Raw genomic sequence first — 9,981 nt, forward strand, 5'->3', positions numbered from 1 at the left:
GGACGGGCGTCAGCTCAGGACGGCGAGCGCGTCGATCTCGATGAGGAGTCCGGCCGGGAGGCCGACGTAGACGGTCGTACGGGCGGCGGGGGCCTCCTTGAGGCCCTGCTCCTCGAAGTACGCGTTGTAGATCTCGTTCATCTCGGCGAAGTGGCCGGTGTCGGTGAGGTAGACGCGCATCATCATGACGTCGTCCCAGCTCGCGCCGCCCTCCTCCAGGATCGCCTTGACGTTGGCGAAGGTCTGGAGGGTCTGCTCGCGCAGGGTCGGGCCCGCCGGAGTGGGCGCCCGGCCCTCCACGGCCGGCAGGAAGCCGACCTGTCCGGCGACCTGGAGGATGTTGCCCTTGCGTACGCCGTGGGAGAACTTGGCGGGCGGGGCGGTGTGGGTCGGCGGGGTGATGGCGGTCTTCTCGCTCATGCGCTTGCTTCCTTAGGGGGTGTGTTGCCTGAGTACTCCCGGCTGATGGCGTCGGCGGTGCGGCGTACCAGCGGCAGGAGGGTGAGGAGTTCCTCGGCGGTGACGACGACGTTCGGCGCGGACACCGACATGGCGGCGACGACCCGGCCGTCCGCGCCGCGGATGGGGGCCGCGACGCAGTTGATGGACTCCTCGTGGCCGCCGAGGTCGGTGGCCCAGCCCTGTTCGCGTACGAGCGCGAGTTCCTTGAGGAACGCGGCGGCGTTCGGCGTCGAACGGGAGGTGTAGGCGGGGTAGTCGAGCTTCTCCGCGATGGTGCGGCGTTCGGCCTCGGGGAGGTCGGCGAGCAGCAGTTTCGCGACGGCGGCGACGGTGATCGCGACGGGCTTGCCGATGCGCGAGTACATGCGGACGGGGTAGCGGCTCTCGACCTTGTCGATGTAGAGGACCTCGACCTCGTTCTCCTCGTACACGGCGAGGTGGACGGTGTGCCCGCAGGCGTTGTTCAGGGCGGCGAGGTGCGGGTGGGCGATCTCGCGCACGTCGAGGTTCTCGACGGCCTCCTGGGCCAGCGCGAAGAGGCGGGCGCCGAGACGGTAGCGCTGGTCCTGCTGCCGGTAGACGAGGCCGTGCTCGTGGAGGGTGCGCAGGAGGCGCAGGGCGGTGGACTTGTGCACGCCGAGGCGGTCGGCGACCTGGCCGAGGTCGGCCGGTCCCTGCGCGAGCAGCGGCAGGATGCTCAGCGCTCGGTCGACGGTCTGGCTCATGGCGTACGTTCCTCCTGGTCGTGGGCGCCCTGTGCGGGTGCTGGGCCCCCTGCTCCGGTCGCTGGTGCTGCTCCGGCCGTTTCACTCGCTGCGGTCCAGCCGGGGCCGAGTCGAAGTCTCCCCCAGGCTGGTGGGGCCAGGGCGGCGAGGCGGTCGGCGTGCGCGCGGGACGGGGGCGTGCCGAGGTCGCCGGGGACGGTGAGGGCCGCCGCGGCCATGAGGTGGCCGTGCCGGAGCCGGTCGCGTACGGGCAGGTGGCGCAGGGTCGCGGAGAGGAACCCGGCGGCGAAGGCGTCGCCGGCGCCGACGGGGGCGACGACGTCGACGCGCGGTGCGGGGACGGTGGTGACGGTGTCGCTGCCGTGGGCGGTGCGGGTGTAGACCGTCGCGCCCGCCGCGCCCTGCTTGACCACCAGGGTCTCGGGTTGCGGGAGCGTCGCGCGGATCGCGGCCCCGCCCCGTACGCCCCACGCGGTCAGCGCCTCGTCCTCGCCGACGAAGACGAGGTCCGCGCCGCGCGCGAGGTCGAGCAGGACCCGGGGGCCGTCCGGGCCGCGCCACAGGGCGGCGCGGTGGTTGACGTCGAAGGAGACCAGGGGGCGGCCGGCGCGCCGCGCGGTCAGCGTGCGCATCAGGGCGAGGCAGTCGGCGGACAGCGCCGCCGTGATTCCGGACAGGTGCAGGACGCGGCCCGCGGCGAGGTCGTCGAGCGGCACGGTGAGCGGGGACATCGCGGAGGCGGCGGACCCGGCGCGGTAGTAGACGACCTCGAAGCCGTCGGCGTCGCGGTCGTCGGCCGTACGGAAGTAGACGCCGGTGGGGCGGTGCGGGTCGCGCCGGACGGCGGAGGTGTCGACTCCGTACCCGGCGATGGTGTCGACCAGGTGGTCGCCGAAGCCGTCCGCGCCGACCCGGCCCACCCACCGCGTGCGGTGGCCGGCGGCGGCCAGCGCGCAGGCGACGTTGGACTCGGCGCCGCCGATGCCTCGGCCGAAGGAGGGTACGTCGGCGAGGCGGCCGGGCCGGGAGGGCAGGAACGTCACCATGGACTCGCCGAGGCAGACCACGTCCACCGCGGCGGCGTCTTCGTTTCGTCCTACTGCTTCGTCCGCGGGCGCGGTCACGATCGAGCTCCTCACCATTGACCCTGCATCGGCTCGGATGTTAGACAGCGTCCAGCGATATGCGCAATGGTCGTTGCACATCCTGCAACACGACGTGTGAGGAGCCCGGTATGGCCGTCGACAACCCGGTCGGACGAGACGCGGACCACGAGGCCGTCGCGGGCCGCGCGGCACAGGAGGCCCTCGCGGCGCTCGCCGGCGAGCGGGTGGACCACCGCTTCAAGGCGCTGCCGCCGGACGCCGAGGGGCTGACGGTCGGTGAACTCGCCGCCGAGCGGCGCAACCTGTTCACGGGCGGGTTCACCACCCCCGTCCTCGCCCTCTCCGCCGAGTCGGTCGAGCACAACCTCGCCCTGCTGGAGACGTACGCCGAGCGCCACGGCCTCGCGTTCGCCCCGCACGGCAAGACGTCGATGTCGCCGCAGCTCTTCGCGCGCCAGCTGGAGCGCGGGGCGTGGGGCATCACCGCCGCCGTGCCGCACCAGGCGCGCGTGTACCGGGCGTACGGCATCCAGAACGTGTTCCTCGCCAACGAGGTCGTCGACGCGGTGGCGCTGCGCTGGGTGGCCTCGGAGCTGGACGCGGACCCCGGCTTCCGGTTCATCTGCTACGTCGACTCCGTGCGCGGCGTCGAGCTGATGGACGAGGCGCTGCGGGCGGCCGCCGCCTCGCGCCCGGTGGACGTGGTCGTCGAACTCGGCGCCGGCGAGGGGGCCCGTACCGGCGCCCGGTCGGCCGCCGAGTGCGCGGCGGTCGCGGACGCGGTCGCGGCCACGTCGACGCTGCGGCTGGTGGGCGTGGCCGGGTACGAGGGCGAGGTCCCCCGGGCGGACGGCGCGAGGGTCCGCGCGTGGGTGGGCGAACTGGTCTCCCTCGCGGTGGACTTCGACAAGGCGGGCCGGTTCGCCCACTGCGCGCAGATCGTGATCAGCGCGGGTGGCAGCGCCTGGTTCGACGCGGTGGCGGACGTGTTCGCGGGGATTCCGGAGCTGTCGCTGCCGGTGCTCAAGCTGCTCCGGTCCGGGGCGTACGTCTCGCACGACGACGGCCACTACCGCCGCCTCACGCCGTTCAACCGGGTCGCGGAGGAGGGCGCGCTCCAGCCGGCGTTCCGTCTGTGGGCGCAGGTCGTCTCCCGGCCGACCCCGCGGCAGGCGTTCGTGAACGCGGGCAAGCGGGACGCGGCGTACGACCTGGATCTGCCGGAGGCGCAGGCGGTGCGGGACGCCGGTACGGGCGAGATCCGCGCGGCGTCGGGCATCACGGTCACGGGCCTGTCGGACCAGCACGGCTGGGTGCGTACGGAGCCGGAGGCGGATCTGGAGGTCGGCGACTGGCTGGGGCTGGGCCTTTCGCACCCCTGCACGTCGTTCGACAAGTGGCAGCTGATCCCCCTGGTCGAGGCGGACGGCACGGTCACGGACTACGTCCGTACGTTCTTCTAGCCCCGCCCGTACGCCGCGGTCCAGGGCGCGGGGCCCCGAAGGCCCCGCGCGGCGGCGACGCGACTCAGCAGCCACTTCGAGAGGCAGGCAGGCCATGGACCTCGTCATCCACGACGCGCGCGTCATCGACGGCACCGGCGGTGCGTCCTACCGGGCCGATGTCGCCCTGGACGGCGGGCGCGTCACCGCGATACGCCGGGAGGGCGACGGCGGCCCGCGGCTCTCCGCGCGCCGCATGCTGCGGGCGGACGGCCTCGCGCTCTGCCCCGGGTTCATCGACATGCACGCGCACAGCGACCTCGCCCTCCTTCGCGACCCCGACCACAGCGCCAAGGCCGCCCAGGGCGTGACCCTCGAAGTCCTCGGCCAGGACGGACTGTCGTACGCCCCGGTCGACGACCGCACCCTGACCGAGGTCCGCAGGGCCATCACCGGCTGGAACGGCGGTGCGCCCGGGGACACGAGCGTCGACTTCGACTGGCGGACCGTCGGCGAGTACCTCGACCGGCTCGACCGGGGCATCGCCGTCAACGCCGCGTACCTCGTCCCGCAGGGCACCGTCCGCATGTACGCGACCGGCTGGGACGACCGCCCCGCGACCCCCGCCGAAGTCACCCGCATGAAGCAGCTCGTCGCCGAGGGTCTGGAGCAGGGCGCCGTCGGCATGTCGTCCGGCCTGACGTACACCCCCGGGATGTACGCCACCGACGCCGAACTCACCGAACTGTGCCGCGTGGTGGCGGCGTACGACGGCTACTACTGCCCGCACCACCGCTCGTACGGCGCCGGCGCCCTCGCGGCGTACGAGGAGATGGTGACCCTCACCCGCGACGCGGGCTGCGCGCTGCATCTGGCCCACGCCACCATGAACTTCGGCGTCAACAAGGGCAGGGCGCCCGATCTCCTCGGGCTCCTCGACAAGGCGCTCGACGAGGGCGCGGACATCTCCCTCGACACCTACCCGTACACGCCCGGCTGCACGACGCTCGTCGCGATGCTGCCGAGCTGGGCGGGCGAGGGCGGCCCGGAGGCGGTCCTGGCCCGCCTGCGGGACGACGAGAGCGCCGAGCGGATCCGGCACCACATGGAGGTCGTCGGCGCGGACGGCTGCCACGGTGTCCCCATCGAGTGGGAGACCATCGAGATCTCGGGCGTCAGCGACCCCGGCCTCGCGGACTGGGTGGGCAGGACGATCGCCGAGTCCGCCGCCCGGCGCGGCGAGGAACCGTGGGTCACCGCACGGCGCCTGCTGATCGACGACAACCTCGGCTCGACGATCCTCCAGCACGTCGGCCACGAGGAGAACGTCCGTGCGATCATGCGCCACCGCGTTCACACCGGCGGCAGCGACGGCATCCTCCAGGGCGACAAGCCGCATCCGCGCGCGTACGGCACCTTCCCCCACTACCTGGGCCACTACGCCCGCGACCTGGGGGTCCTCTCCCTGGAGGAGTGCGTCGCCCACCTCACCTCGCGCCCGGCGGCCCGCCTGCGGCTGCCGGACCGGGGGCTCGTACGGGAGGGCCACCGCGCCGACCTCGTGCTCTTCGACCCGGACACGGTGGCGGCGGGCTCCACGTTCGAGGCCCCGCGCACGCTGCCGGCCGGCATCCCGCACGTCCTGATCGACGGCCGGTTCGTGATCGAGGACGGCAGGCGCACGGACGTCCTCGCGGGGCGGTCGGTACGGCGTACGGCCTGACGGGGTCCGCGCCGACCCGGCCGGCCGCCCGCTAGCGGACCGGGGCCGGCCGCTGCGGCTCGCCGTCCGGTCCGCCGACCGGCTCGCCGGGCGTCCTCATCGACGGCAGCGCGAGGGGCGCGGACGGCCGTCGTACGGTCCCGCTCACGGGTACGCCGGAACGCCGGGCCCCGTCCGCCTGCGGGACCCACTCCCACGGCCACGCACCGCGCCGCTCGCGCAGCAGCAGGACCGTGCCCAGCACGCACACGACGCCCGCGAGGAAGAAGCCGTACCCCGGGGTGCTGCCCGTGGGGTGCGTCTCGTAGACGAGGGCGGCCGTCAGCACCGACAGGGCGCGGCCGAGCCTGCCGTTCCAGGCGGTGGCGGAGACGACCGCCGTGCCCCAGAGCAGGTACCACGGCTGCACCATCGGCGAGAGGACCACCAGCGCCACCAGTGCGACGCCCAGGGCGTGGACCGGGTGCGGCGGCCGGTCGCCGCGCCAGGGCCGCACGCCGCGGAAGGTCGCCAGGGCGGCGTAACCGATCACGGCGAGGGCGAGGGCGAGGCCCAGGGTCTGGACGGCGCGTTTGACCGGCTCGGGGTCCCAGCCGAGGACCGAGTGGGTCAGCTCGCCCAGGCCCAGGCCGATGTCGCTCGTGGCGGAGAGGGCGGTGTGGATGGTTCCGGCGACGCTCTGCGTGTGCAGCCAGCCGAAGCCGGTGCCGCTGAGCAGGGTGGCGGCCACGGCGACCGCCCCGGCCACCAGCGCGGGGACGGCGAACGCCTTGGCGAGGCGCCGCGGGAGGGGGCCGGAGGTCCGCCGTACGACGAGGATGCCGACGAAGAGCAGGGCGACGGCGGCCGGCGACTTGACCATCATGGCCAGCGCGACGACCGCGCTGCCGAGGATCCAGCGGCCGCGCAGCGCGAACACCAGGCCCGTCAGCATGAGGGCGATCATCAGACCGTCGTTGTGCATGCCGCCGACGACGTGGATCAGCAGCAGGGGGTTGAGGGCTCCGAGCCACAGCGCGCCGGTCCGGTCGGCGCCGCGCTCGCGGGCGATCCGGAGCGTCGCCCAGACGATCAGGGCGAGCGCGGCGAGGGCGACGAGCCGCATCCCCAGCACAGCGGGGACGATCCGGCCGTCCGTCGCGAGCGCGACCCACTTGGCGAGGACGAGGAAGACGGGACCGTACGGCGCCGGGCTGTTCATCCACTGGGCGCCACTGCTGGCGGCGGCGTCGGCTCCCAGTTCGTCCGGGCCGATGACCGAGGGGCCGGACGTGTAGACGTCGTGGCCCTCGACGACCATCGCCCCCTGGGCTATGTAGCTGTAGACGTCGGCGCTGTGCAGCGGCGGGGCGAGTACCAGTGGGGCCGCCCACCAGACCAGCGTGACCAGGGCGTCGCGCACGCCGCCCGCCGCGCCCCGGGCGACGAGCCGCCCGTACTGCCACCAGCACACGACCAGGAGCGTCAGGCCCAGGTACGCGAGGACCGCCGCCGCCACGGTCGTAGTGGAACCGTGCGGGACCCACAGCCCCCACGGGTCGCGTGCCGGCAGCCTCCCGGCGGCGAGGCCGCCCGCGGCTGCCGCGAGCGACCCGACGGCACCCAGCCGGCGGTACCCGGCAGCACTCAGCGTCCCCATGACCGGTCAACCTATCCGAGCCGTCGAAACGGCCGGCGGACACGGGGGAACGCCCGGATGGCGCACCGGCTCGGCGGCGCCGCGCGCCGGCGACGAGCGGCAGGTGCGGCCGATGACCGGGCCGTGGAGCGCGGCGCCGTCCTTGTCCGCCGGCCGCCCGCCGGTGCGGCGATTCCGGCGGCGAGCACGGCCCGGCGCGAGAGGGGCCTTGCATCCGCGTGGCCAAAAACACGAAGCGGGTCCCGTTATGCACCCGTAAGGTGGCCAGCATGCAGGTGATCCAGTCGACGAAGCTCGCAAACGTCTGTTACGAAATCCGCGGCCCCGTGCTCGAGGAGGCGATGCGGCTCGAAGCGGCGGGTCACCGCATCCTCAAGCTCAACACCGGCAATCCGGCGGCGTTCGGTTTCGAGTGTCCGCCCGAGATCCTGGAGGACATCCTCCGCAATCTCGCGGGCGCGCACGGTTACGGCGACGCGAAGGGCCTGCTGGCGGCCCGGCGCGCGGTGGTGCAGCACTACGAGACCAAGGGCATCGAGCTCGACGTCGAGGACGTCTACCTGGGCAACGGCGTCTCCGAGCTGATCCAGATGTCGATGCAGGCCCTGCTCGACGACGGCGACGAGGTGCTCGTCCCCGCGCCGGACTACCCCCTGTGGACCGCCTCCGTCTCGCTGGCGGGCGGCACGGCCGTGCACTACCGCTGCGACGAGCAGTCCGACTGGATGCCGGACCTCGCCGACATCGAGCGCAAGATCACCGACCGCACCAGGGCCATCGTCGTCATCAACCCGAACAATCCGACGGGTGCCGTGTACGACGACGAGATGCTGCGCGGCCTGACCGAGATCGCCCGCCGCCACAACCTGATCGTCTGCTCCGACGAGATCTACGACCGGATCCTGTACGACGGCGCCACGCACACCCCGACCGCCGCCATCGCGCCCGACCTGCTCACCCTCACCTTCAACGGCCTGTCGAAGAACTACCGCGTCGCCGGCTACCGCAGCGGCTGGCTGGCGGTCTGCGGCCCGAAGGCGCACGCCTCGTCGTACATCGAGGGGCTCACGATCCTCGCCAACATGCGCCTGTGCGCCAATATGCCGTCGCAGCACGCGGTGGCGACGGCGCTCGGCGGGCGGCAGTCGATCGAGGACCTGGTGCTGCCGGGCGGCCGCATCCTGGAGCAGCGGAACACGGCGTACGAGCTGCTCACCCAGATCCCGGGCGTCACCTGCGTGAAGCCCAAGGGCGCGCTGTACCTCTTCCCCCGCCTGGACCCCAAGGTCTACCCCATCAAGGACGACCGGGAGATGGTGCTCGACCTGCTGCGCGCCGAGAAGATCATGGTCGTGCACGGTACGGGCTTCAACTGGCCCGAGCCCGACCACTTCCGCATCGTGACCCTTCCGGCGGTGGAGGAGCTGGCGGACGCGGTGACGCGCATCGGCACCTTCCTGGACGGATACGGACAGCCGTAGGCGGGGCCGGCGGGACACGGGGCCCGCACGGCTCGACCCGACTCAACTTTAGACAGAATCTAATGTAGGCTGGTGTCCTGATCCTGGCAGGAGGCCATCCCATGTACGAGCCGATCCGCAGCAAGTCGGTGCACCGCATGGCCGCCGACCGGGCCGACTTCCCCCACCGTTCCCGTGAGGAGGAGCTGGACATCCAGCTCGCCGGGCACCTGGCGGCGCTCCTCGCGGTCACCGACGAGCTGGGGCTCGGCGCGGCGGCCGACCGTATCGCCACCCAGATCGCCCGGTTGCGGGGCGCCCCGCCGGCCCGGCACGCCGGCCTCACGCACGCGGCCACGATCGCACTGCACCGCCGCGCCCACGAGCTCGCGGGCCGCGCGCTGGTCGTCGCCGCCTCGCGCGCCGACACCGCGGTCGCGATCCTCGCCGCCGAGCGCATGGACGCCCACGCGGCCGCGCTCGAAGAGCTCCGCCTCGTCGGAGCCCACTGACGGCCCCGGCCCGCGTGCCCTGCGGCGCACGGGCCGGGTGCCACTGAACGACGTACGCCCCCCTGAGTGAGCGACCCCGGTGAACGACCCCGGTGACAACCCCCGGTGAACACAGCCACGAAGAACAGCCCCCCGAAGCCGTGAGGGGGCTTCGGGGGGCTGTGCCGCGGTGGGCCGGTGACCCCACAGGTCAGGGCGGACGTCAGGACGGCCCGGCCGCGGAGTTCAGTGGCGCGGGATGATCACCCCAGGCGCTCGACGAGCGCGTGGTACTCGTCCCACAGCTCCTTCGGGGCGTGGTCGCCGAAGGTGTTGAGGTGCTCGGGGACCAGGGCGGCCTCCTCGCGCCAGACCTCCTTGTCGACCGTGAGCAGGAAGTCCAGCTCCTCCTCGGAGAGGTCCAGGCCCTCGGTGTCCAGGGAGCCCTTCGCCGGCAGGATGCCGATGGGCGTCTCGACGCCCTCGGCCTTGCCCTCCAGGCGCTCGACGATCCACTTGAGCACGCGGCTGTTCTCGCCGAAGCCGGGCCACACGAACTTGCCCGCCTCGTTCTTGCGGAACCAGTTGACGTAGTAGATCTTCGGCAGCTTGGACTGGTCCTTGTCGGCGCCGACCTTGACCCAGTGGCCCATGTAGTCGCCCATGTTGTAGCCGCAGAACGGCAGCATGGCGAACGGGTCGCGGCGCAGCTCGCCGACCTTGCCCTCGGCGGCGGCGGTCTTCTCGGAGGCGACGTTCGCACCGAGGAAGACACCGTGCTGCCAGTTGAAGGACTCGGTCACCAGCGGCACGGCGGTCGCGCGGCGGCCGCCGAAGAGGATCGCCGAGATCGGCACGCCCTTGGGGTCCTCCCACTCGGGCGCGATGATCGGGCACTGGCCGGCCGGAACGGTGAAGCGGGCGTTGGGGCTG

Annotated in this window: 9 protein-coding genes; 4 read left to right on the forward strand and 5 right to left on the reverse strand. The window is 73.0% G+C overall.

Going from position 1 to position 9,981, the window contains the following annotated elements; genetic code table 11:
- Nucleotides 1–9: 9 nt before the first annotated feature.
- From E2E34_RS26095 to E2E34_RS26105, 3 genes are read right to left on the reverse strand one after another with little or no spacing between them, the layout of a single operon-like run.
- Entirely contained in the window at nt 10–420 is a 411-nt protein-coding gene (locus E2E34_RS26095) for a RidA family protein (RefSeq protein ID WP_138904366.1), read from the reverse strand.
- On the reverse strand, nt 417–1,187 hold the full coding sequence (locus E2E34_RS26100; protein WP_138904367.1) for an IclR family transcriptional regulator: 771 nt from the start codon (nt 1,185–1,187) through the stop codon (nt 417–419). The genes E2E34_RS26095 and E2E34_RS26100 overlap by 4 nt, the downstream gene beginning before the upstream one ends.
- The gene (locus E2E34_RS26105; RefSeq protein WP_244316112.1) at nt 1,184–2,233 is read right to left on the reverse strand and encodes a sugar kinase; all 1,050 of its coding nucleotides are present in this window, start codon (nt 2,231–2,233) and stop codon (nt 1,184–1,186) included. The genes E2E34_RS26100 and E2E34_RS26105 overlap by 4 nt, the downstream gene beginning before the upstream one ends.
- A gap of 188 nt (nt 2,234–2,421) precedes the next feature.
- On the opposite strand from E2E34_RS26105, the gene E2E34_RS26110 reads away from it, so the two are divergent.
- Both E2E34_RS26110 and E2E34_RS26115 read left to right on the forward strand, forming a co-directional pair.
- On the forward strand, nt 2,422–3,756 hold the full coding sequence (locus tag E2E34_RS26110) for an amino acid deaminase (protein ID WP_138904369.1): 1,335 nt from the start codon (nt 2,422–2,424) through the stop codon (nt 3,754–3,756).
- A 94-nt stretch (nt 3,757–3,850) separates the two neighbouring features.
- A complete protein-coding gene (locus E2E34_RS26115) occupies nt 3,851–5,458 on the forward strand; it encodes an N-acyl-D-amino-acid deacylase family protein (RefSeq protein ID WP_138904370.1) in 1,608 nt (535 codons plus the stop codon).
- Nucleotides 5,459–5,489: 31 nt separating this feature from the next.
- Here the strand turns inward: E2E34_RS26115 and mptB are convergent, their stop codons facing one another.
- A complete protein-coding gene (gene mptB, locus E2E34_RS26120; protein ID WP_138904371.1) occupies nt 5,490–7,097 on the reverse strand; it encodes a polyprenol phosphomannose-dependent alpha 1,6 mannosyltransferase MptB in 1,608 nt (535 codons plus the stop codon).
- Between the two features lie 269 nt (nt 7,098–7,366).
- Between mptB and E2E34_RS26125 the strand changes: the two genes are divergently transcribed.
- Both E2E34_RS26125 and E2E34_RS26130 read left to right on the forward strand, forming a co-directional pair.
- The gene (locus tag E2E34_RS26125; protein WP_138904372.1) at nt 7,367–8,578 is read left to right on the forward strand and encodes a pyridoxal phosphate-dependent aminotransferase; all 1,212 of its coding nucleotides are present in this window, start codon (nt 7,367–7,369) and stop codon (nt 8,576–8,578) included.
- A 101-nt stretch (nt 8,579–8,679) separates the two neighbouring features.
- A complete protein-coding gene (locus E2E34_RS26130; protein ID WP_138896078.1) occupies nt 8,680–9,069 on the forward strand; it encodes an SCO4983 family protein in 390 nt (129 codons plus the stop codon).
- Nucleotides 9,070–9,311: 242 nt separating this feature from the next.
- On the opposite strand, the gene E2E34_RS26135 is transcribed toward E2E34_RS26130, so the two are convergent.
- The coding region (locus E2E34_RS26135) for a phosphoenolpyruvate carboxykinase domain-containing protein (protein ID WP_138904373.1) at nt 9,312–9,981 on the reverse strand (670 nt) is incomplete at its 5' end.

It is taken from the genome of Streptomyces albidochromogenes, from assembly GCF_005981925.1.
In the GTDB taxonomy this organism is placed as follows: Bacteria; Actinomycetota; Actinomycetes; order Streptomycetales; family Streptomycetaceae; genus Streptomyces; species Streptomyces albidochromogenes.